The 24,490-nt window shown below is 42.3% G+C and carries 17 protein-coding genes; 2 read left to right on the top strand and 15 right to left on the bottom strand.

The features are described 5' to 3' along the window. Nucleotides 1-8: 8 nt before the first annotated feature. From D7D54_RS08580 to D7D54_RS08540, 8 genes are all read right to left on the bottom strand, one after another. On the bottom strand, nucleotides 9-5,957 hold the full coding sequence (locus D7D54_RS08580) for a ZmpA/ZmpB/ZmpC family metallo-endopeptidase (protein WP_120719237.1): 5,949 nt from the start codon (nucleotides 5,955-5,957) through the stop codon (nucleotides 9-11). A 181-nt stretch (nucleotides 5,958-6,138) separates the two neighbouring features. Then, complete coding sequence (locus D7D54_RS08575) at nucleotides 6,139-7,176, bottom strand: aldose epimerase family protein (RefSeq protein WP_120719236.1); 1,038 nt, start codon at nucleotides 7,174-7,176, stop codon at nucleotides 6,139-6,141. Between the two features lie 221 nt (nucleotides 7,177-7,397). Beyond that, nucleotides 7,398-8,564: an SIS domain-containing protein gene (locus D7D54_RS08565; RefSeq protein ID WP_120719235.1), complete on the bottom strand. Its 1,167-nt coding sequence runs from the start codon at nucleotides 8,562-8,564 to the stop codon at nucleotides 7,398-7,400. A 253-nt stretch (nucleotides 8,565-8,817) separates the two neighbouring features. Then, nucleotides 8,818-9,222, bottom strand: a complete 405-nt coding sequence (locus D7D54_RS08560; protein ID WP_020902273.1) for a PTS sugar transporter subunit IIA — start codon at nucleotides 9,220-9,222, stop codon at nucleotides 8,818-8,820. A gap of 3 nt (nucleotides 9,223-9,225) precedes the next feature. Next, nucleotides 9,226-10,047: a PTS system mannose/fructose/sorbose family transporter subunit IID gene (locus D7D54_RS08555; protein WP_020902272.1), complete on the bottom strand. Its 822-nt coding sequence runs from the start codon at nucleotides 10,045-10,047 to the stop codon at nucleotides 9,226-9,228. Next, the gene (locus D7D54_RS08550; protein ID WP_020902271.1) at nucleotides 10,034-10,939 is read right to left on the bottom strand and encodes a PTS mannose/fructose/sorbose/N-acetylgalactosamine transporter subunit IIC; all 906 of its coding nucleotides are present in this window, start codon (nucleotides 10,937-10,939) and stop codon (nucleotides 10,034-10,036) included. Before D7D54_RS08550 ends, D7D54_RS08555 begins: the two co-directional genes overlap by 14 nt. A 26-nt stretch (nucleotides 10,940-10,965) precedes the next feature. Next, nucleotides 10,966-11,442, bottom strand: coding sequence for a PTS sugar transporter subunit IIB (locus D7D54_RS08545; RefSeq protein ID WP_000156970.1), 477 nt, complete (start codon nucleotides 11,440-11,442; stop codon nucleotides 10,966-10,968). Next, nucleotides 11,439-13,226 (bottom strand): glycoside hydrolase family 35 protein, encoded by a 1,788-nt coding sequence (locus D7D54_RS08540; protein WP_020902270.1) that lies wholly within the window; start codon nucleotides 13,224-13,226, stop codon nucleotides 11,439-11,441. The genes D7D54_RS08545 and D7D54_RS08540 overlap by 4 nt, the downstream gene beginning before the upstream one ends. 321 nt (nucleotides 13,227-13,547) lie before the next feature. On the opposite strand from D7D54_RS08540, the gene D7D54_RS08535 reads away from it, so the two are divergent. Continuing rightward, nucleotides 13,548-14,264 (top strand): GntR family transcriptional regulator, encoded by a 717-nt coding sequence (locus D7D54_RS08535; RefSeq protein WP_031237756.1) that lies wholly within the window; start codon nucleotides 13,548-13,550, stop codon nucleotides 14,262-14,264. 312 nt (nucleotides 14,265-14,576) lie between these two features. Beyond that, nucleotides 14,577-18,767: an LPXTG-anchored beta-N-acetylhexosaminidase StrH gene (gene strH / locus D7D54_RS08530; RefSeq protein ID WP_120719269.1), complete on the top strand. Its 4,191-nt coding sequence runs from the start codon at nucleotides 14,577-14,579 to the stop codon at nucleotides 18,765-18,767. A 54-nt stretch (nucleotides 18,768-18,821) separates the two neighbouring features. Here the strand turns inward: strH and purB are convergent, their stop codons facing one another. From purB to purD, 7 genes are all read right to left on the bottom strand, one after another. Next, the gene (gene purB / locus D7D54_RS08525; RefSeq protein WP_120719234.1) at nucleotides 18,822-20,120 is read right to left on the bottom strand and encodes an adenylosuccinate lyase; all 1,299 of its coding nucleotides are present in this window, start codon (nucleotides 20,118-20,120) and stop codon (nucleotides 18,822-18,824) included. Between the two features lie 2 nt (nucleotides 20,121-20,122). Next, nucleotides 20,123-20,818 carry a hypothetical protein gene (locus tag D7D54_RS08520; RefSeq protein ID WP_020902267.1) on the bottom strand — a complete coding sequence of 232 codons (696 nt, stop codon included), beginning with the start codon at nucleotides 20,816-20,818 and terminating at the stop codon, nucleotides 20,123-20,125. Between the two features lie 13 nt (nucleotides 20,819-20,831). Beyond that, nucleotides 20,832-21,056 (bottom strand): hypothetical protein, encoded by a 225-nt coding sequence (locus D7D54_RS08515; RefSeq protein ID WP_020902266.1) that lies wholly within the window; start codon nucleotides 21,054-21,056, stop codon nucleotides 20,832-20,834. A 129-nt stretch (nucleotides 21,057-21,185) separates the two neighbouring features. Then, nucleotides 21,186-22,265 (bottom strand): 5-(carboxyamino)imidazole ribonucleotide synthase, encoded by a 1,080-nt coding sequence (gene purK, locus D7D54_RS08510; RefSeq protein WP_020902265.1) that lies wholly within the window; start codon nucleotides 22,263-22,265, stop codon nucleotides 21,186-21,188. Then, nucleotides 22,252-22,740 (bottom strand): 5-(carboxyamino)imidazole ribonucleotide mutase, encoded by a 489-nt coding sequence (gene purE, locus D7D54_RS08505; protein ID WP_016398559.1) that lies wholly within the window; start codon nucleotides 22,738-22,740, stop codon nucleotides 22,252-22,254. Before purE ends, purK begins: the two co-directional genes overlap by 14 nt. A gap of 34 nt (nucleotides 22,741-22,774) precedes the next feature. Then, the gene (locus D7D54_RS09545) at nucleotides 22,775-22,891 is read right to left on the bottom strand and encodes a phosphoribosylaminoimidazole carboxylase (protein WP_120719233.1); all 117 of its coding nucleotides are present in this window, start codon (nucleotides 22,889-22,891) and stop codon (nucleotides 22,775-22,777) included. Nucleotides 22,892-22,985: 94 nt separating this feature from the next. Beyond that, nucleotides 22,986-24,248 carry a phosphoribosylamine--glycine ligase gene (gene purD / locus D7D54_RS08495; protein ID WP_020902264.1) on the bottom strand — a complete coding sequence of 421 codons (1,263 nt, stop codon included), beginning with the start codon at nucleotides 24,246-24,248 and terminating at the stop codon, nucleotides 22,986-22,988. Nucleotides 24,249-24,490 lie beyond the last annotated feature (242 nt).

Here is a 24,490-nt window from a genome sequence, read left to right as displayed (position 1 = left end):
GAGTTTTCTTATGATTTATAAATCGATTCTCTGAAATCATCTGTGCTACGCAGGTAGGCATTGTAGATTTTTTGTTTTAACAAGTGTACCCAACTTGCAGGAGCATGGCTTGTCGTACGGTCAATGTTAGCCACATCTTTCGCCACTGCTTGATCGATGAGTTCTTGCATTTGAGCAGCTGAACGAATTGTAATTTCCTTGCTACTGTTTGGTACACCAAGTTCATACTGAATGGTAATTGGTTTCAACTGATCTTGCTTACGAATACGTTTATTAAACATATCCTTCTTGAAATCAGACCATGAAGCGTATTGGTTGGCAAAGACATTTTTCAAGACGAGGCTATCAGTAATGAGTCCCACATCTTTCCTAAGCCAATCTGAATAGGTAATATCCCCATTGCGTTTAGCTTCTTCTGCATATTGATTGGATACATATGGTAAGAACCCATCTTGATAACCTTTTGCTGCCAACAATTCGTAGGCTGTCTTTCTAAACATGATATCACCAGGCGCACCCTTTGGATTGCTGAGGGCAGCATAAATCGGTGAGAACATGCTGATAAGATGATAGCCATTACGAGTATAGTTACTCTTATCACGGTAAGCTCGACGGTTGATGATATCATTGTCAATCAAGGCATCCAGACTAGTTAGTTTACTTACTTCATCATCTGTCAATGGGCGAACAGAGTTTCCAGCATGAGTTTGTTTATGGTACTTGTCCTCAATGTAGAAATTCTCTATTTTTCTAAACCATTTTTTCTTAATATCATTAGACTTAGTTAGAATGGCATTGGCTTCCATAGCGTCCAAGGTATACAAGACATCGTACATACCGTGTACATACTCTTGCAATGCTGCAGCTGATGTGAAGCGGCTTGTCGGATCATAAGTATGCAAGCGAGTTGGTGAATTCTTATCCCCTTTATAGAGAGTATTCAAGACAATAGCATCCTTATCTAGACTGTCAGCAGATTGCAACAGTCCTAAGGCATACAACTCTGCTCCCAATCCTTCACGACGACCTTTACCTTCAAAGTAAATATGTCCATCAGAATTATGAACCATTTCATGGGTATAGACTGATGTTCCGTATTTATCCAACAAGCGGTCGCTGACATAGTGGACCTCAGAACCGTTGGCATAGGCCCCGGCTCCTTTACTTTCCCCATACCACTTACCAGTTGGTCCAAAGAAGTTGTAGATAGAATCAATGGCCTTATCAGACAGGGTAGCCCAGTAATAATTACTATTGCTATCTTTCATACCAAAGCCATCTGAAACCATGACTGAGCGGAAGAGTTTCTCTTTGTATTCTGGTGAAAGGAGATGATACCAGATATCATAGTGGTCTCGTTGCCATTCAGCCGACTGGTCGACCTTGCCACGGACATACTGACGCAATTCTTCTCCTGATAAGACTATATTATTGACACGATCACGGTAGCGTTCGTAGCCACCAAAGGCCAAGGTAGAAAGGTTTGAAATCACATAAACATCCTCTTCTGGCAATGTCAATATCGGTAGGAGCATGTTTTTTAATTTCCAACTTGGCGCCGTAATACGGTCATAGACTCCCAGTGTATATTTACTATCCGGTGTTGCTGACTCTTGTTTGGCACGCACTTCTGGAATCGCTGATTTACTCTCTACGATATAGGCCTTGGTATTCGTCTTCAACCATTCATTATTGGTTTTAGTTGGTAGGAAGAGTTTTCTGTAAGACTCTAGTAAATCCGTCACTGTCTTGCGACCTTTTGCAGGGGCCAGGGTTGTTTCATAGGCACTTGTATTATTTGATGCCTTGAGATTTTCCATACCACTCTGACCTAGGGCAATGATGGTATCCAGGGTTGAAGCTGTGCTATTACCATCAAAGTCAAACTTATAGGTATTGAGGTCCTTGGTGTTGATGTGATCGTAGTTGATATTGTACCAGCGATTGAGGTAGGTCAAACCAAGCAAGAAGGCTTCCTTGTTGTTCTTGATTTTTTCGCTGATGTAGGTTGCTATACTATCTCCCATCGTATTGATAGACTTGTCCATGGCTAGCACTTTACGGAGATGTTCGCCGATATTAGCCTTAACTTTTTTGAATTCTTTATCCAAATATAGCGGATCAAGTGAAGTATCTGCCTCAATGCCAAGGACTTTTTTCATGGCTGCCGAGTCATATTCGACCCCTTGCAAATCTGCTAGGACTTGATTGGTCACTTTCGTATAATCAGATAGAAAGGCCTCTGGCGTAAAGATAAAGTTTTTACCTGCTACGCTGTACTCTGCAATTTGTGTATTTTTGAAGTCATCTTTGTAAGTGACGTCCAGATAGCTGATTGTATTATCAGCAAAATGCAACATAAGCTTATTGATTGCTGCTTTATTGGCCTGAATATCTGTGATGATGTCATTGTCCTTCATTGGTACAACATCCAGCAGTTCTGTAGTATAAAGCTTATCAGTAGGATCAACTTGATTTCCATAGTGAACCACTAGCTCTTTATTATAGAAAGGCATCAATCTCTCAATATTGTGATAAGCAACTTTTCGACTAGCTTGACCTTGGCTTAACTGAGTATAGTCCACACTGCGCTGATTATCTTTGAGTGTTTGACCTGTGTCGTCTAGCGTCACTGTCATACCATAAGACTGAACTTTTTCTCTGGCCTGGTCTTGGGTGATTGGGGTCGCATAGAGATCAGCCTTCTTGTTCTCAACAGCAGTGCTGGCATCTTTGATGTCCGCTCCCTTATATTGGTCTCCTGTGATGCCATAACCATCTCCAGTATTAACCATGCTAACGACATGATGGATACGGCCATTTTGCCATGTAGAGCCAGCTATACCTCCGACACGTGGATAGGTTGTCGTATTGAGGATGGTTCCACTTGCTAGTGCATGAGAAACCAAAGCACCACTTTGAACTTTCCCTACAATACCTCCAGCAAATTGGTCATTGTTGCGGGCATTACTAGAAATATTTGCATCAACGGCTACCTTATCAATCTTAGCCTTATTACCAGATAGGAGCCCTGCTATACCTCCCACATAGTAAGGAGAAGCATCCGTATGCTTGGCCTGAATGCTACCTGTAAAGGAACTATTGCTTATCTCTGTATCTTGAGCCTTCGCTACCAAACCTGCCACTGACTTGCTACCTGTCAATTGACCTTCTACAGCTACATTACTAATCTGGCTGTTAGTGGCCACTTTGGCTAGGCTGGCTGTGTCTTCTTGACTCTTAATGGCTACCGCTTTAAGGTCAATATCTTTCACAGTAGCCTTAGTCAAATTATCAAACAAGGCTGTCTTAAGGTCATAAATCGCAAACGGCTTCCCGTCACTCGCACCGATAAGATTACCAGTGAAAGTTCCTGTCACATAGCTAGTTTGTCCCTTTGCTAAGGCCACCTCATCAGCTGTCATATCAGCTCCAAGTTTAAAGGTTCCAGAGAGATTACCCTGCATGGCAGCAATCAGTTTCTTGAATGAAGTATAGACACCGTCCTTGGCAATCTTTTGCTTATCAATTGTGAAGCTATAGTTATCCTTGTATGCTGAACCTTTCTCTTGAACCAGTTCATTGAAGGCAACGGTTACCTTGTATTTCCCATCCTCTGTTTCCTTAATAGAGCTAACTGGTAGCAACATTTCTTTCATCTTATCTGATTTGATTTTGACAAAATAAGGTGACAAATCGCTTGGTACTTCTGATAAGTTCAGATAACGACGGTAGTGACCCTCTTCCTTACCATAGAGCCCCACTTCATCCACATCTTTGATTTCAATTTTTTTATAGTCTAATTGAAAATCTTTCGTTGATACTTCTGTATTTTCCTGATCAGATTGGCCTAGATTATAGGTCAAGTAAGTCTTAATTGTATAAGGAGTATAGTAGTCCAAACCATCAATCGTTTGCTGAACGGATAAATCTTTCAAATTCACTTCTTTAATCAGTGTTCCATTTTGAAAAATTTGGGCCTTGGCCTTAACAAAAGCAGACGTTGGGTCATCTAAGCGGTAGTTGACTGCTACTGCTTTTTTGCTCTCATCTTTAACCAGATTAGTAATTTCAACTGTTGGTTTGATTTTAACAAGACTACCAACCTTGACAATCTCTTTGGTTGGTTCTACTTCTGTACGTGAGATTTCCTTGCTAGCTTCCACCTTACCATCTACGAGATAATCTTCATACTCGATTGTCCGTAAACCGTCTTTTCCTTCCTGAGCAATTTCTCGATGATTTTTTAAGATAGTCGCATCTTCAATTTCTTCAGTTTCATGAGGAATGGTTTCTGTTACTGTACGATGATTACTTGTCAAAGGCAGTTCAGGAAGAGCCTCTGCCACAGCAGCCTCACCTTCGTGACCCGACTCTTGGGTACCTTGAGTGCTGATTGGATCTGTATACGCTGGTTGAACGGGTTGAACTAGAGCCTCACCTTCATGACCTGACTCTTGTGTGCCTTTTGCTTCTACCGGGGCTGTGTACGCTGGTTGTGCTGGTTGGACTAGAGCCTCACCCTCGTGACCAATTTCTTGGGTCCCCTTACTGCTAACAACTTCTGTAGACTCTGGCACTGTTGGCTCAACTGGAGCTCCCTCCTGAGGACCTGTGTAAACTGGTAGTTCTGATTGAACCAGGGATTCGCCTTCATGACCTGACTCTTGTGTACCTTGGGTGCTAATTGGGGCTGTGTACGCTGGTTGCACTGGTTGAACCAGGGCAGCACCCTCATGACCTGGCTCTTGCGTGCCTTGAGTGCTAATGGGTTCTGTATACGCTGGTTGAACTGGTTGAACTAGAGCCTCACCTTCATGACCTGACTCTTGGGTGCCTTGAGTACCGATTGGTGCTGTGTAGGCTGGTTGCACTGGTTGAACTAGAGCCTCGCCCTCATGACCTGACTCTTGGGTGCCTTGAGTGCTAATGGGTTCTGTATAAGACGGTTGCTCTGCTTGAACTAGAGCCTCACCCTCATGACTTGACTCTTGGGTGCCTTGAGTACTGATTGGTGCTGTGTAGGCTGGTTGCACTGGTTGAACTAGAGCCTCGCCCTCATGACCTGACTCTTGGGTGCCTTGAGTGCTAATTGGGGCTGTATAAGACGGTTGCTCTGCTTGGACTAGAGCCTCACCCTCATGACCTGACTCTTGTGTACCTTGAGTGCTAATGGGTTCTGTATAAGACGGTTGCTCTGCTTGGACTAGAGCCTCACCCTCATGACCCGGCTCTTGGCTCCCCTTTGCTTGCACTACAGTTTCATTGTTTTTTTGTGGTTGAGGCTCTATAGGAGAAGGTGTTCCTCCTTGTTGTTCCTCTATCGTTGAGCTACCTACATTTTCTAAGTTAGACTTGCTGTCATGCGCCTTCTGTTTATTTGATTGCTTAACAACGTCTACTTTATTTTTCACATATCCAATATATGTATAACCAGGGATATCAACCGGAGCTGGCAAGGCATCTCCTGCCTGGACCGATAATTGGGTGTTATAAGCAGCTAGTGTCTCGCTAGTCAAAGCAAGAACAGTTGGAGACAGCAACTGACTGCCTAGACCGGTTACTAACAAGAATCGACTAATCTTACTCTTGCCATCACGTCCCTTAAGAACTACTACAATCAATAAACTAAGGCCTGCCACTAAGGCAGCAGTTCCTAGAGAAGAGCTAGCTCCTGTGTTGGGTAGTACTTGATTTGCTCGATAAACAAGATAGTAGGTAGCATCTGTTTCTTCCGCTACTTGTGGTAGGGATGTAACTAAGAGAGTCTTCTCTTCATCAGTCAAATCCGACTCTAAAACATAAGTATAATTAACGGCATGAGATTCTTGGGCAGATACAGTCTGTAGGCCAGTTCCCATCAAAAAGAAACACGCAACTGCTACAGATACAAGGCCAACTGCCAATTTTCTTAATGAGAAATTCTGTCTTTTTTCTCCACTAATTTTGAAATTCATATTCCCCTCTTTTTACATTTTTAAATTAGTATATTAATTTATAGCAAAATATACAACTCTTCCCATTATACATCAACTTTTTAAAAGATTCTAGGGATAGATATGCAAATAAGGGAATAATAAAAGGCATTCCTAAAATTAGATACCTAACTTCTGGAACACCTATCATATTTCTAAATTTTTATTTCACAACAATCTCATAACGTGTCTTGCTTGTAAAGGTTTGACCGGCTTTAAGAATAACTTTGTCTTTGAGGTCGCTATGAATGGCATCTGGTAAAACCTGCGCTTCAAGGGCAATCCCATTGTGCTGCACCATTGGCTGACCTCCTATGATGACACTCTCATCCACAAAGTTTGCTGTGTAGACCACAAAGCAAGGGGCCTCTGTCTTGAAAAGCAGGAAGCGACCTGAATTTTGATCATAAAGGAAACCAGCATTGTCATGGCCTGCAGGAAGGGCAAATGGGTGATCCAAACCAGATACCAGCTGGATTTGCTCATCTTCCTCTGCAAAGATATCCTTCAACAAGGCACCATTGTAGATGTGTTTGACCACATCACGAGTAGCATCTGGAGTTTTGACCGGAACACCGTCGGGAGCGATTGGGTAAATGCCCTCTGTATTTAGTTGGAAGACATGGCGGTCAATCGTCTGCGTGAAATCACCAGACAAGTTGAAATAGCTGTGGTTGGTTGGATTGACCAACGTATCCTGATCTGTTATTACCTTGTAGCTGATTTCGTAGGCACCAGTTTCTTCCAAGCGATAACTAATCCAGATCTTGAGATTGCCAGGAAATCCCCCTGTCCCATCTGTACGTTCTGTGTAGAGGGTCAAGCCATGGTCGCTCACTTCAATTAGTTCAAACAAACTTGCATCCCAACCAGTTGAACCACTGTGATTACAGTTGCTAGCATTGTTGACTTCAAGATCATAGATCTTGCCATTGAGCTCAAATGTCGCACCTGCAATACGACCCGCTACAGGACCTACGCTCGCTCCATGCTTAGGACTATTGCCTACATAGCTATCAAAGTCATCAAATCCCAAGATAACATTGGCAAAATTTCCAGCCTTGTCAGGCGTGACATAGCGCAGGATGGTCGCACCATAAGTCATAACCTCAAGTTGGTAGCCACCGTCCGTCTCAAATCGATAGGTCAAGACATCCTTGCCCTCAATATTTCCAAATACACGCTCTGTGTATGCTTTCATTCTCTTCTCCTTTTACTATTTCTCTCAAGCAAACAAACCATAGAAAGCCTACCGACAATCTATGGTTTATCTGATAATTTACAAATCCTCTTGTCAAGAATTCATAAACACTACCTTATACTCAATGAAAATCAAAGAGCAAACTAGGAAGCTAGCCGCAGGCTGTACTTGAGTACGGCAAGGCGAAGCTGACGTGGTTTGAATTTGATTTTCGAAGAGTATTACTTTTGATATTCGTGGATGATAACACCTTGTACCACACGGTTTACTGTACCTGTAGGAGACGGTGTATCTGGTTTATTTTCTACCTTGAGTGAAGTCAATAGGGCAAAGAGTTGGGCATAAACGATGTAAGGGAAGACACGGTAAATATCATTCAAGACACCGCCACAACCAAGGGCAACTTCTTTGACATTTTCAAGACCAAAGGATTGATCACTCAAAAGCACAACACGACGAGCAATCTGATCACCAGCAACTTCACGAACCAAGTCCAAGTCGTACTTGCGAGTGTAGTCTGTTGTTGTACCAAAGACCAAAACAACTGTATCTTCGTTGATAAGAGATTTTGGACCGTGACGGAACCCGACTGGGCTTTCATACATAGTCGCAACTTGACCAGCAGTTAGTTCCAAAATCTTGAGCTGAGCTTCATGAGCAAGTCCAAAGAAAGGTCCAGCGCCTAGGTAGATGACACGGTTAAAGTCGAGGTCAACAAGTTCTTTGACATCTTCTGCATTGTCTAGAATTTTACGGGCAAGACTAGATACAACTTCAAAACGTTCAGCTTTAACAGCAAATTCTGTAGGATCAAAGACCAAGAGAGCTGTTAACATCATAGACGTAAAGCTAGAGGTCATGGCAAAGCCAGCATCATTAGAAGCAGCTGGTTGCAAAAGCAAAAGATTGCGGTCATCTCCATGAGCTTGAAGAGCCAATTTACCATCTGCTGCACAAGTAATAGTCACTTGATAAAGCTCATCCACCAAGGCCTTGGCCAAATCAACAGTCGCCACACTTTCAGGTGAATTCCCACTACGAGCAAAAGATACAAGGACAGTCGCCACATCTTTTTTCAAATAAGTTTCTGGATTGGCAACGATATCTGTTGTCGCAATGGCATTGAAATTCCATTTGCGTTCGTCATAGACTTCCTTAAAGTAAGGTACCAAGGTATCTCCTACATAAGCAGAAGTCCCAGCACCTGTCAAGATTACCTTGATATAGTCATGTTTATCAGCAATCCCTTGTAGGAAGGCTGCAATTTCTTCACGTTTTGCTTGATAAGATTCAAAAGCTTCTTTCCATACATCAGGTTGTTGGTAAATTTCACGTGTAGTGATTTCTGCACCCAATTCGATCAAGTCTTCTTTTGTATAATGTAGCATTGAATTCCTCTTTTTCTATTAAATATGGGAATGGGAGTAAGCCCCATTCCCATGTATATTCTATATAAAATGCTCTAACGATTTTCACGTTGTCACATCGTATACTCAATGAAAATCAAAGAGCAAACTAGGAAACTAGCCGCAGGCTGCTCAAAACACCGTTTTGAGGTTGCAGATAGAACTGACAGAGTCAGTAACATATACCTACGGCAAGGCGACGTTGACGTAGTTTGAATTTGATTTTCGAAGAGTATTATTCATCTTCGTCATCATCGAAACTCGCTAACAGGTCATTGACTTTCACAATGCTTTCTGCAGCACGGTTCTTATAGTCCGCATCTGCGCCTGTCAGGCTCGCATTGATAAATTCAATCACCATTGGAAGATTCATCCCTGCGTAAAGTTCGATATCACGACCTTCCATAATTAAACGGCTTACCACGTTACATGGTGTTCCACCGAGAAGATCCGCAAAGACTAGGAAATCATCCAAACCTTCAATAGCAGCTTCAAATTTTGCAGTAAATTCTTCTGGGCCATCTTCTGGAAGAAGAGCCACTGTGTAAATGTTGTCTTGTGGACCCATGATCATTTCAGTGCTACCTTTAAGTTCTTCACAGAAGCGACCATGACTCACCAAAATTAATGATTTAGCCATAGATTATGCGCCCATTCCAAGTAAGAATTTACCGATGAATGAAAGACCTAATGCAAGAGCAATGATGATACCAATTGCTTTTGTAGAAGTCATACCTTTCTTACCAAGCAACCAGAAGATAAAGGCAGTAAAGATTGCTGGAAGCAAGCGTGGGAAGATTGAGTTCAAGATGTCTTGGAAATCAATCATCTTTTCACCGATTGGCAATTTATAAGAAATTTCAAAGTTGATCATTGTGGCTACAAGAGCACCCATCATGAAGACACCAAGTACAGATGCAGCGTCAATCAAAGCTGTCAATGTACTTTGCATGTTGTTGATAAGGTTAACCCCTTCTTTGTAGGCAAATTCCAACTGTTTCCAACGGAAGATGTCATACGCTACTGCAACTGCAATCCAAAGGAAGATACCCCAAGGTTGGCCAGCGATAGCCATAGTTGCTGCGATAGATCCCATAATAGCAGGTACAAGTGAACCAAAGATTGTATCCCCAAGAGGAGCGAATGGTCCCATCAAACCTGTCTTGATACCGTTAACGGCGTCTTTTGCACCCACACCATCTTTTTCTTCCATGGCAAGGTCAAAACCAGCGATAATGGTATGGAAGAATGGTGAAGTATTGAAGAATTGAGTATGAACTTTCATCATTTCTTTCAATTCAGGAGTGCCATCCCCATACATTTTACGCAACTGAGGCAGGATCATGTAAAGGTAACCAGAAGCTTGCATACGTTCGTAGTTCCAACCCAATTGGAAAGTAAACAAGCTACGTTTGTTGATTTGATTAAAATCTTCTTTTGTAAGTTTGTAATTAGAATTCGTCATCTTCGATTTCCCCACTTTCTGATGGTGTAGAATGTGCTGCTACAGCTACTTTTTGGCTATTTTTGAAGTGAAGCACTGCTAGGAAGATACCTACGATAGAGATACCAATCATAGACAATCCTTTGAAGTTGTTCACGAAACCAATTTTTTCAGCAACATCTTTAGGTAGAGTACCGATAATACCTGCAACAGCGCCACCAAGACTTGTTACGTTTGAGTAAAGTACAGTCAACATAGCTGTCAAACCAAATCCCATAGCAAGGTAGTGAAGGTTACGTTTAACTGGAAGGTAACGAAGCAAGATTGCAAATCCAAGACCTGGAAGCATACGTCCTGCAAGTGTCAAACCATCTGCAACCCATTGGTATTGTTTAACCAAGTCTACTACTGTTTGTACAAATGCACCACCAAAGGCAAGGGCAAAGAAGACTGGAAGGGCACGAGAAAGAGCCCAAGGAAGAGCACCAAGAAGGTAGTTACGTTCGATTGCTTTATAGTCAAAGCGTTCGATTGCAGCATCAATACGGTGTGCGAAGAAAGTAGTTGTCATACGTCCAAGAACGTCGAAGTATGTTAAAAGTGCTGCTACTGGTACAGCGATTGTTGTAATCGCAAGGTCTGTAGCGATTCCTTGTGAAACTGAGAATGCTGTTGCAAGAACCGCACCAGAAGTTGCGTCGATACGAGAAGCACCACCGAAGGTACCAACCCCAAGTACGAACAACTGCAAGCTACCACCGATAAACAAACCAGTTGTCACATCTCCCATGATTAAACCAGTAATGAAACCAGCAAATACAGGGGAACCTGCAGATGAAACGATCGTCAACTCATCACAGATTTGATAAGCTGAGTACAAAGTGAGAAGTAAAATTTGCCACCATTGTATCATAACAATGACCTCCTAAAAATTTTTTCCTATTTTAATAAGCTCAAAAAGTCTGAAATTGGATCATTTGGAACCATTTGAGCAGTAAGTTTAACACCTTTTTCTGCCAGTTTGTGGAAGTCTTCCACATCCTTATCCACTACGTTGATAGAACGTGTGATGGCACGAGTTTCTGGTGTTTGAGACATATTCCCAACATTAAGGGTTTCAAGTGGAACACCTGCTTCTACCAAACCAAGGAAGCGGTCTGGTTTACGAGCAACGATAAATAGACGTTGGCTATCGTATTTACCAGCAAGAATATTGGCTGCCGCTTTTTCAATTGGCAAAATACTCAATTTCACACCTGGTGGTGTCGCGAGTTTCAAACCACTCTTTTCAACGTCGTTGTTGACAACTTCGTCATCTACAACCATAATACGTGAAACATTTAGTTTTCCAGCCCATAGATTGGCTACTTGTCCGTGGATCAAACGTCCATCGATACGGCATCCTACAATTGTCATAAGTTTTCCCCCTTTATGTGTTTTAGTGTAGGTTTACGAGTTAAATAAATCTCTTCTTTATATTCACCTTCTGTTTCAAAGATAATGATGCGGTTAGCACCTTCCTTTAGATAGCTATGAGGAATATAAAGCGAGAGGGTTGGGCCGACGTTCCAAAAACGTCCTAAATTCTGCCCATTGACAAAGGCAACTCCCTTACCAAATTCAGATAAGTCTAGGTAAGTATCTTTTGGCTCTTGGACTGTAAAGTCATAAGCGTAAAATGCTGGTTGTCCTTCTGTCCATCCTTTTGAAAAATCAATTTTCTCAGGATTGTCTAGTGGGAGTGGATAGTGTTTCCAGTTTAGTAAGAAGTGCAAATCCTTACAAACCCCTGTTCGAATTCCCTTACGTTGCGTATCCGCTAAGAACTTGTGTCCATAGTTGACACGCCCCATATTTTCTACCAAGATATCCAATCTAGACAGCGCTTTCTTTTCACCTTGATAAAAAATATCTTCCCCAATCTCTGTCTGATATTGGGTTTCTACCCACTGACCATCGACATACAGCTGAGCTCTATCTCGACCGTCAATGATACGAAGTCTTTCTTCTTCTGCATCCCAGTTTGTTTCTGTTCGATAGAGTAGATAGCCATAGCTTTGTCCCAACTCCTCCATCTTTTTAGGATAGAGGCTTTCTACTGGACTTGACAAGCTATCCAAGGTTTCAAACAAGGAAACTTTTTCAACTAGTGGAATGGCATCCAACTCCATACTCTCTTTGTAGAGTGGTTCCAACTGCGGATACTCTGGGAAATGTGTTGCCATCATCTTCTTGACTGCCAAATATTTGGCAGTCGGATTTCCTTCTTCATCCAGAAGGGCATCGTAATCATAAGATGTAACTTGTGGCAGATCCAAGGTTCCTCTAGCCGAGCAACCATTCATGAAACCAAAGTTTGTACCACCGTGGAACATGTAAAGGTTGATAGAACCTTGCTCCAATACCTCTCGAACAGCTTCTGCCAATTCTTTCGGATCCCGTGTGATAATCGGTTCTTTCCATCGATTGAACCAGCCATCCCAAAACTCCATACACATGAGCGGCCATTTCTTACCATGCTCATCAAAGAATTCCTGCATCTGTGAAAAGTTATAAGGTGCCTTAGAACCAAAGTTCCCTGTTACAAAGAGGTCATCTTCTATTAAGGTTCCAGCTTTCAGAGTAGCTCGCCATGGACCATCTGATGTAAAGAGGGGACAGGTTACGCCACGCTCTTCCATCAACTGTCGAATTGCTCTCAGATAAGCCTTATCTTCGCCATAAGAACCATATTCATTTTCAACCTGCATCATAAGGATATTGCCACCCTTGTCCAACAAATGTGGAACCAATCGTGACAAGAGCTGGTCATAGTAGCGACCGACAGCTTCAATATAAGTAGGATCTGAGGAACGAAGCCTCATATCTTTGGTTAAAAGCCAAGCTGGTAAGCCACCAAATTCCCACTCCGCACAGATGAAGGGCGAGGGACGAACGATAGCGTAGAGACCCAAATCTTGTGCTGTCTGGAGAAATCGCTCCAAATCCAGAGCTCCTTCAAAGTGAAACTCACCCTCACGAGGCTCGTGTAAATTCCAGGCCACATAAGTCTCTACTGTATTAAAACCAAGAGCCTTCAAGTTATAGAGCGAATGATACCAATCTTCTGGAGGAACCCTAAAATAATGAATGGCGCCAGATAAAATCTTAAATGATTTTCCATCGAGATAAAAATCATCTCGTATCTCAAATCGTGTCATGTTCTTACCTTCTGACAACTAAAGTTTACGCTTTCATTTGTTGATATAGTAAATATAACTCAATATCTTGCATTTGTCAATAGGTTTTCACAATTTTTTTCATTTTTCACTAAATTTTACACAAAAAACTTATAAAAAATCTTGTAATCTCATAGTTATAACAACATTTTAGTGCCATGTATAAAAATGTATGTTTTTCTATTTATTCCTATGTAAATTAACCTTATAGCCTATTATTCTAATTTTTTTATTCAAAAGGCTACTATTCTTTCCAGTTTTATGGTAAAATCTTTAACGGAGAAGGAAAATCGAGGTGAAAATATGGCAATTCCAAAGTATCAATATATTAAAGATGAGTTAAAGAACAAAATCATTTCTGGTCAATTTGCTAGTGGAGATAAATTCTACACTGAAGCTGAATTGATTGCAATGTATGATGTTAGTTCTATCACAGTTGTTCGCGCTTTAAACGACCTTGCCAAGGATGGCTATATTGTCCGTCAACAAGGAAAGGGTACATTCGTTTCACGCGCACGCAAACACAAACTCGTAGAGTTTTCAGATGTAGAAGTTTTTGAAACTAAAGATGATAAAGTTACCGTCCTTTCTATTGAGCGTGGAAACAAACTAAGCTACTTAGAAAAACTTGGACTACGCGGAGATCAGTTCTACTACAAGATTGAACGCGTACGCGAAACAGGTGGTGTTGTCTACATCTACCATACATCTTACATTCCAGAACAATACATCAACGCAAATTATCCAAATCTTGAATATTATAGCTCTATCTATAACCGTTTCAAATTGGATTACCACATTCACATGAATGATGAACATTTTGAAGAAATCAATGAAATAGCATTTCCAACTCCAGAACATGCGGCTTCGGTCCTCGGAGTCGATGAACAATTCCCAACCGTTTTACAAACCAAGACTACTAAACTAGAGTCTACTGGTCAAGTTCTCGCATACAGCGAAACATATAAACGAGCGGATTACTACAAAATCAAATTCATTTCATGTGACCGTGATCACTAAGAAGAAAGCCTAAGCCTTGCTTGGGCTTTTTCTATGTTTATTATACCACACCAAAAAGGTAGCGCTTACCTATTTTGGGAAGATTCTATAATTTGTGGAATATTTTATAGAAATAGAACCAAAAAATTATACTAGATATATATATGTATCTTTCCGACCAATCTGAAATCTTAAGTTTAAATTTTATATTTTTTTATACTTATTATAGTTTTTCGTCATCTCCTCTTGACTCTCGTTAATATAAGAAATAAAATAAAGGTGTTGATTTATGTAAACGCTATCAATACAACAATGCAATCAGGAGGTTTTGCAATGAAACATGAAAAACAACAGCGTTTTTCTATTCGTAAATACGCTGTAGGAGCAGCTTCTGTTCTAATTGGATTCGCCTTCCAAGCACAGACTGTTACAGCCGATGGAGTTACTCCTACTACTACAGAAAACCAACCGACCATCCATACGGTTTCTGATTCCCCTCAATCATCCGAAAATCGGACTGAGGAAACACCTAAAGCAGAGCTTCAACCAGAAGCTCCAAAAACTGTAGAAACAGAAATTCCAGCTGCTGATAAGGTAGCTAGTCTTCCAAAAACAGAAGAAAAACCACAAGAGGAAGTTAGTTCAACTCCTAGTGATAAAGAAGAAGTGGTAACTCCAACTTCTGCTGAAAAAGAAACTGCTAATAAAAAGGCAGAAGAAGCTAGCCCTAAGAAAGAGGCTGATTCTAAAGAGTCAAATACTGACAAGGATAAACCAGCTAAAAAAGATGCAGCGAAAGCAGAGGCTGACAAACCGGCAACAGAGGCAGGAAAGGAACGTGCTGCAACTGTAAATGAAAAACTAGCGAAAAAGAAAATTGTTTCTATTGATGCTGGACGTAAATATTTCTCACCAGAACAGCTCAAGGAAATCATCGACAAAGCGAAACATTATGGCTACACTGATTTACACCTGTTAGTTGGAAATGATGGGCTCCGCTTCATGTTGGACGATATGAGCATCACAGCTAACGGCAAGACCTATGCCAGTGACGATGTCAAACGTGCCATTGAAAAAGGTACAAATGATTATTACAACGATCCAAACGGCAATCACTTAACAGAAAGTCAAATGACAGATCTGATTAACTATGCCAAAGATAAAGGCATCGGTCTCATTCCGACAGTAAATAGTCCTGGTCACATGGATGCGATTCTCAATGCCATGAAAGAATTGGGAATCCAAAATCCTAACTTTAGCTATTTTGGCAAGGAATCAGCCCGTACTGTCGATCTCGACAACGAACAAGCAGTCGCTTTTACAAAAGCCCTTATCGATAAATATGCTGCTTATTTCGCGAAAAAGACTGAAATCTTCAACATCGGACTTGATGAATATGCCAATGATGCAACAAACGCTAAAGGTTGGAGCGTTCTTCAAGCTGATAAATACTATCCAAACGAAGGCTACCCTGTAAAAGGATATGAAAAATTTATTGCCTACGCCAATGACCTAGCTCGTATTGTAAAATCGCACGGTCTAAAACCAATGGCCTTCAATGATGGTATTTACTACAATAGTGATACTAGCTTCGGAACTTTTGACAAAGATATCATCGTTTCAATGTGGACTGGTGGTTGGGGAGGTTACGACGTCGCTTCTTCTAAACTTCTAGTAGAAAAAGGTCACCAAATCCTAAACACTAACGATGCTTGGTACTATGTTCTTGGGCGAAATGCAGATGGCCAAGGTTGGTACAATCTCGATCAGGGGCTCAATGGTATTAAAAACACACCAATCACTTCTGTACCAAAATCCGACGGAGCAACTATTCCAATCATCGGTGGTATGGTAGCTGCTTGGGCTGACACTCCATCTGCACGTTATTCACCATCACGCCTCTTCAAACTCATGCGTCAATTCGCAAATTCTAACGCTGAATACTTCGCAGCTGATTATGAGTCTGCAGAAAAAGCACTTAACGAGGTACCAAAAGACCTTAACCGTTATACTGCAGAAAGCGTCGCAGCAGTTAACGAAGCGGCAAAAGCCATCCGTTCACTTGATAGCAACCTCAGCCGTGCCCAACAAGACACGATTGACCAAGCAATTGCAAAACTTCAAGAAGCAGTCAGCAATTTGACCTTCACACCAGAAGCTCAAAAAGAAGAAGAAGCTAAACGTGAGGTTGAAAAACTTGCCAAAAACAAGGTAATCTCAATCGATGCTGGACGCAAATACTTTACTCTGGACCAGCTCAAACGCATCGTAGATAAGGCCAGTGAACTCGGATATTCTGATGTTCATCTCCTTCTAGGAAATGACGGACTTCGCTTCCTACTCGATGATATGACCATTACTGCCAACGGAAAAACCTATGCTAGTGATGACGTTAAAAAAGCTATTATCGAAGGAACTAAAGCTTACTACGACGATCCAAACGGCACTGCACTAACACAGGCAGAAGTGACAGAATTAATTGAATACGCTAAATCTAAGGGTATCGGTCTCATCCCAGCTATTAATAGCCCAGGGCATATGGATGCTATGCTCGTTGCCATGGAAAAACTTGGCATCGCGAATCCTCAAGCAAACTTTGATAAAGTTTCAAAAACCACGATGGACCTTGAAAATCAAGAAGCCCTTAACTTTACCAAAGCCCTTATCGGTAAGTATATGGATTACTTTGCTGATAAATCAAAGATTTTCAACTATGGTACAGATGAGTATGCCAATGATGCGACAAATGCTCAAGGTTGGTACTACCTCAAATGGTATGGACTCTATAACAAGTTCGCAGACTATTCTAACAGCCTTGCTGCTATGGCTAAGGAAAGAGGGCTTCAACCAATGGCCTTCAACGATGGCTTCTACTATGAGGACAAGGACGATGTTGAGTTTGACAAAGATGTCTTGATTTCTTACTGGTCTAAAGGCTGGTGGGGCTACAACCTCGCATCACCTCAGTACCTAGCAAGCAAGGGTTATAAGTTCTTGAATACCAACGGTGACTGGTACTACATTCTCGGTCAAAAACCAGAAGATGGTGGTGGTTTCCTCAAAAAAGCTATTGAGAATACTGGAAAAACACCATTCAATCAACTTGCTTCTACTAAATATCCTGAAGTAGACCTTCCAACAGTCGGTAGTATGCTTTCAATCTGGGCAGATAGACCAAGCGCTGAGTACAAGGAAGAAGAAATCTTTGAACTCATGACTGCCTTTGCAGACCACAACAAAGACTACTTCCGAGCTAATTATAATGCTCTCCGTGAAGAATTAGCTAAAATTCCTACAAACTTAGAAGGATATAGTAAAGAAAGTCTTGAGGCCCTTGACGCAGCTAAAACAGCTCTAAATTACAACCTCAACCGTAATAAACAAGCTGAGCTTGACACACTTGTAGCCAACCTAAAAGCCGCTCGCTTAGGTCTTAAACCAGCTGCAACTCACTCAGGAAGCCTGGATGAAAATGAAGTGACTGCCAATGTTGAAACCAGTCCAGAACTCATCACAAGAACTGAAGAAATTCCATTTGAAGTTATCAAGAAAGAAAATCCTAACCTCCCAGCTGGTCAGGAAAATATTATCACAGCAGGAGTCAAAGGTGAACGAACTTATTACATCTCTATACTCACTGAAAATGGAAAAACAACAGAAACAGTCCTTGATAGCCAGGTAACCAAAGAAGTTGTAAACCAAGTGGTTGAAGTCGGCGCTCCTGTAACTCATAAGGGTGATGAAAGTGGTCTTGCACCAACTACTGAGGTAAAACCTAAACTGGATATCCAAGAAGAAGAAATTCCATTTACCACAGTAACTCGTGAAAATCCACTCTTACTCAAAGGAAAAACACAAGTCATTACTAAGGGCGTCAATGGACATCGTAGCAACTTCTACTCTGTGAGCACTGTTGATGGCAAGGAAGTGAAAACACTTGTAGATAGTCTTGTAACCAAAGAAGCCGTTACTCAAATAGTCGAAGTCGGAACTATGGTAACACATGTAGGCGATGAACATGATCTTGCTCCAGTTGCAGAAACAAAACCTAGACTGGATATCCAAGAAGAAGAAATTCCATTTACCACAGTGACTCGTGAAAATCCACTCTTACTCAAAGGAAAAACACAAGTCATTACTAAAGGTGTCAATGGGCGCCGTACAAACTTCTACTCTGTGAGCACTTCTGCCGATGGCAAGGAAGTGAAAACACTTGTAAATAGTGTCGTAGCACAGGAAGCCGTTACTCAAATAGTCGAAGTCGGAACTATTGTAACACATGTAGGCGGTGAAAACGGACAAGCCGCTATTGCTGAAGAAAAACCAAAACTAGAAATCCCAAGCCAACCAACTCCATCAACTGCTCCTGCTGAGGAAAGCAAAGCTCTTCCTCAAGGTCCAGCTCCTGTGGCAACAGAGAAAAAACTTCCTGAAACAGGAAGTCACCATTCTGCAGGACTAGTAGTAGCAGGACTCATGGCCACACTAGTAGCTTATGGACTCACTAAAAGAAAAGAAGACTAAGTCTTTTCGATAAAAAATAAACAGCGAGATCAAAGCTCGCTGTTTATTTTTTAATTAATCACCCAGTCCAAGACGGTCAAAGATATCATCCACTCGTTTAGTGTAGTAAAGAGGATTAAAGATTTCGTCGATTTCTTCTTGCGTGAGGCGTGATGTCACCTCTGGATCTGCTTCGAGAAGTGGTTTGAAATCTACTTGGTTGTCCCAAGAGTAGGCTGTTTTTGGTTGCACCAAGTCATAGGCTTGCTCACGGGTCATGCCTTTCTCAATCAAGGTCAACATAGCACGTTGGCTAAAGATAAGACCAAAAGTAGAGTTCATATTGCGGATCATGTTTTCTGGGAAGACTGTCAAGTTCTTGACGATATTTCCAAAACGGTTGAGCATGTAGTCAATCAAAATAGTCGTATCCGGTGTTATGATACGTTCAGCTGATGAGTGAGAGATATCACGTTCATGCCAGAGAGCAACATTCTCATAGGCCGTAATCATGTGACCACGGATAACACGCGCCAAACCTGTCATGTTTTCAGAACCGATAGGGTTGCGTTTGTGAGGCATAGCAGATGAACCTTTTTGCCCTTTGGCAAAGAATTCTTCCACTTCACGTTGTTCTGATTTTTGCAAACCACGAATCTCAGTCGCCATACGCTCAATAGAAGTCGCGATGCTGGCAAGAACCGCAAAGTACTCAGCGTGAAGATCACGAGGAAGCACCTGTGTAGAGATTTCTTGAGCACGGATACCCAATTTGTCGCAGACGTATTGCTCTACGAATGGTGGGATGTTGGCAAAGTTCCCAACCGCACCAGAGATTTTACCAGCTTCAACACCAGCAGCCGCATGCTCGAAACGCTCGATATTGCGCCTCATTTCGCTGTACCAAGTCGCCAATTTAAGACCAAAAGTTGTCGGCTCAGCATGCACCCCGTGGGTACGCCCCATCATGATGGTGAACTTGTGCTCCTTAGCCTTATCAGCGATAATGTTAGTGAAGTTTTCAAGGTCACGACGGATGATGTCGTTGGCTTGCTTGTAAAGGTAACCATAGGCCGTATCCACCACGTCGGTAGAGGTCAAACCATAGTGGACCCACTTGCGCTCTTCACCAAGAGTCTCAGAAACCGCACGCGTGAAAGCTACCACATCGTGGCGCGTCTCCTGCTCAATCTCCAAAATACGGTCGATGTCAAAGTCCGCTTTTTCACGAATCAAAGCCACGTCTTCCTTAGGGATTTCCCCCAACTCAGCCCATGCCTCGTCAGCCAAGATTTCCACCTCAAGCCAAGCACGGTATTTATTTTCTTCACTCCAAATGTTCGCCATCTCAGGGCGTGAATAACGGTTTAGCATGTTTATTTTTCTCCTTCATCAAAATTGTAAATCTTTGTTTTGGCAATTTCTACATCAACTTTAAAGTTTTTATCTGGGGTACAAATTTCTAATTGATTGTTTCCATCATTAATAGCATTATATAAATCAATACTTCCTTGGACTATCAATACTCCCTCAAGTGTTGATTTTGCTTCAATTCTATCTCCAATAGTAATAAAATTGTAGTCATCTTTCTTCAATCCTGTTACCGACATGGGGATTGCGGTCCCAAAACGCTGAAGATCTTGTAAATGACTATCCTCAGAAGCAAAATGAGCTAAACTTAAACCGCTCTCTCTAAACTTAAATCTATTTGCCATAGTAACTACAAAGTTTCCATTAATAATAACTCTGTTTAATGAAATCGGGGTATAACTCAGATTATCGATTTTTAGATATACTAATAGGTAAACCATAGGTATTTGAGACCATAGGCTTTGATCTTGCTCACGATCCAAATAAAGTTTATTAGGCAATGCACCCTCTGAAAGAGGGGTAGGTCTAAAAATTAATTGCGTTACTTTCAATTTTGTACTATTTCTTCTAAATGATAGAAAACTTACTGCTAGACTAATCCCAGAAAATAATAATGCAAGTGCTGAAATTCCAATTGTTATAAAATCTTTTATTTGGAAGTCCCAAATTGTATTACCGACAGCAGTTAATAATGTCGCCATTTTAATTTTCCTCCTAAAAATCCTCTTTCCCAATCGCCACAGAGGGATAATGTGCCAACTGGTTCAAGTCCGTATCTTGTGGTAAATCATAGATGGCAAGATAGTCATTCGGAAACTGTTTTGTCAATTCAGCCAATTTATCATAAACAGCTTGCTCGTCTGCTGACGCAAATACGACTTCAACGACGGCTTTTTCTTTGTCAGCTTGGACATAGGCATGAACAATGATTTTAATCATAGGCAACTCCTAAAAATCAATCCCTTTCCAGCAGTAGTTGACTGACTCCTCTTGCCGATGTTTCGTCTGCGACAAGCCTAGTCAACTTTGCAGGGGTAAGACAACGGACCTTATAACTGGGGTCCTGTCTTACTCCCCAAACTCCTCCACGCTATCCGGCATATCACTAAACAAAGTCACGTGTCCCATCTTGCGGTTGTGTTTCGCTTCTATTTTACCATACATGTGGAGATGGACGCTTGGATTTTCTGTGACATATTTTTCAGCGGTCTCGACATGCTGGCCGAGAACGTTGAGCATAACAGCTGGTGCATGCAGTTTAATGGCGGGCAATGGTGCTCCCAGAACTCCCAGAATATGAGTGTCAAACTGGGAGAAGTCACAGGCTTCGATTGAGTAGTGACCTGAATTATGTGGACGTGGCGCGATTTCGTTGACAATGATGTCATCGGCAGTCGCAAACATTTCCACGCAAAGTGTTCCAGATAAGTTAAGTTGTTCAGCAATTCGCACAGCCATGGCTTTGGCTTTTTCAGCTAGACTTTCTGAAATGCGAGCTGGCACGATGGTTTTTGACAGGATGTTGTTACGGTGGATATTTTCCTGAACTGGGAAAACCGTCACATCCTTACCATTTCCTGACACGATGACGGAAATTTCAAGATCGAAGTTGACAAATTCTTCCAAGACACAGTCTGTAGAATCAGCAAGCGCATAGGCTTCTTCCAAATCTTCTGCTGAACGAATGACCTTTTGACCATGCCCATCGTAGCCACCCGTCGCCGTCTTGAGGACATAGTTTTTCGATAGGTCAATATCTGCCAAGTCTTGGCTAGAAGTCACGACCTTGTAGGGTGCCACAGTGACTTGTGCCTTGTTTGCGAGAAAATCCTTTTCAAAGATCCGATTTTGAGAAATGCGGAGCAGGTCTGTTCCTTGAGGGAGCTGATCATCCTTGATAACAGCATCTAAACCGTCAGCATCGACATTCTCAAACTCATAAGTCAAGACATCGCAACGCTCCGCCAACTGACGGAGGGCATCCACATCGTTATAAGGTGCCACGATGATTTCCGCCACGCGAGAGGCTGGGCAATCAGCCGCAGGATCTAGCGCGATAACCTTGTGGCCCATGTAGATAGCAGAAATAGCCATCATTTGACCCAGCTGGCCGCCACCGATAATTCCGATTGTTTTAGATGAGCTCATTTGACGACTCCTCTGCGATTTTTCCTTGTTCTTCTGCGAAATCTGCCAAAGCTGTCGCGATGGCCTGATCCTCTACTGAAAGAAGACGGAGGGCGAAGAGAGCCGCATTTGTCGCACCAGCTTCACCGATAGCCATTGTCGCCACAGGCACACCGCCCGGCATCTGTACGATAGAGTAGAGCGAGTCCACGCCACTAAGAGCACGTGATTTGACAGGCACCCCGATGACAGGAAGAGTTGTTTTTGCTGCTACCATTCCTGGCAAGTGGGCTGCGCCACCCGCACCTGCAATAATGATCTTGATACCGCGACTCCGTGCTTCCTCGGCATGTTTGAACATGAGGTCAGGTGTGCGGTGGGCAGAGACAACTTTCTTTTCGTAGGCTACACCGAAGCGGTCTAGGACTTCTGCTGTTTTTTGCATGGTTGCCCAGTCGGACTTGGAACCCATGATGATGGAAATTACTGGTTTCATAGTTAATATCCTTTTCTTTCCTTTCTTTTTTCAATCACCTTAAGTTGTGAGGGACGGCAGCAACCACCAAAGGTGTTTCATGCCTAAATCGGAAGCCCAAGGTCTTCCAATTTCCCTGAACGATTGGATTATCATCCAATCGTTCTTTCACAACGGCAGTGATTGTTCTATATTAGCTCGCTAACGCTCGCAAATCAAACGACCATTATCGTATTTGGCGACTTCGTCGCCTTATTCTTATATCTTTACTTAATTGCCTTACTTCCAATATCTGTTCGGTAAAAGAGACCTTCTGTGTTTTGTTTGTTGAGTTCGCTGTAGATAGTGTTTTGACCGTCTTTGACGGTATCTGCTGTGGTGACGAGCATATAGACACGTCCACCGTTTGAGAGCAGGGCTCTGCTATTTTCCGCAAACTTCGCACCTGCATAGTAGGTGATGATGTCGCCCTCTGTTTTTGCTGGCAATTCAACACCTTTTTCATAGTCAAGCGGGTAGCCGTTTGATGCGACAACCACACCCAGAGTCACACCCTTGTTTGTCCAGGTAATGGTTGGCTCCTTGCCATCCAGAATAGCCGTAATATTTTGTGCAAAGTCAGATGTCAGACGAGGCAAGATAATTTGTGTTTCTGGATCTCCAAAACGAGCGTTGAACTCGATAACCTTAGGTCCATCAGTTGTCAGGATAAGCCCTGCGTAAAGAATACCAAGATACGGACGACCTTCTTTGATCATCCCTTCAAGGACTGGCTTGACAATAGTATCAACCGCTGTGGCAACCACGCTCTGCGGCAAGTGGAGAACTGGCGAATAGGCCCCCATCCCACCAGTGTTAGGACCCTTATCGCCATCGTAGGCACGTTTGTGGTCCTGAGCTGTTGGCATGATGTAGAACTTGTCACCATTGACAAAAGCAAAGAGAGAGAACTCTTCTCCGTCGAGGAATTCCTCAATAACCACACGCGCACCCGAATCACCGAATTTATTGTCCAAGAGCATCTCATGAGCGGCTTCGACCGCTTGCTCAACCGTTTCAGCTACGACAACACCTTTCCCGAGCGCCAATCCATCCGCCTTGACAACGATAGGAGCGCCTTTCTCCTCGATATAGGCTTTGGCCTCCTCGAAATCTGAAAATGTGCCATAGGCTGCTGTCGGAACGCCGTACTTGACCATGATTTCCTTAGCAAAATCCTTGGACCACTCCAGCTCCGCTGCCAATCTTGTCGGACCAAAGGCTTTGAGACCAGCTTGGTTAAAATCATCCACAATACCAGCCGCAAGGGCATCATCTGGACCGATGAAGGTCCAAGCAATATCGTTGGCTTTTGCAAACTCAATCAGTTTAGAATGTTCGGAAATAGAGATATTCACTAATTCCAGACCATCCAGAGTCATCCCATCATTCCCAGGAGCAACAAAGACCTGCTCAACATCCCGAGACGCCAACAACTTCTTAGCAATCGCATGCTCACGACCACCAGAACCAACAACCAAAAGTTTCATAATGCAAGATACCTCAATATAAAACAATCACAGGGGCATATGCCCAAAACCAAACATTTTCGCAAAAACTAACAACTTTTCACGAATTATACAGGACTATTATAACATATTTGTTCAGTAGTTTGAATTTCTAATCCCATTTATTCGGAAAAGAAAAGCACCACTGATGTGGTGCGGGGAAAAAGAAAGTATTAAAAATAAAAAAGAGAAGATCATAATCTCTTCTCTTTTTTCTGTGTTCA

The organism is Streptococcus chosunensis (assembly GCF_003626515.1).
Taxonomy (GTDB): domain Bacteria; phylum Bacillota; class Bacilli; order Lactobacillales; family Streptococcaceae; genus Streptococcus; species Streptococcus chosunensis.
Note: the sequence above shows the minus strand (reverse complement) of the source record. Positions and strands in the feature narration are given on the sequence as shown.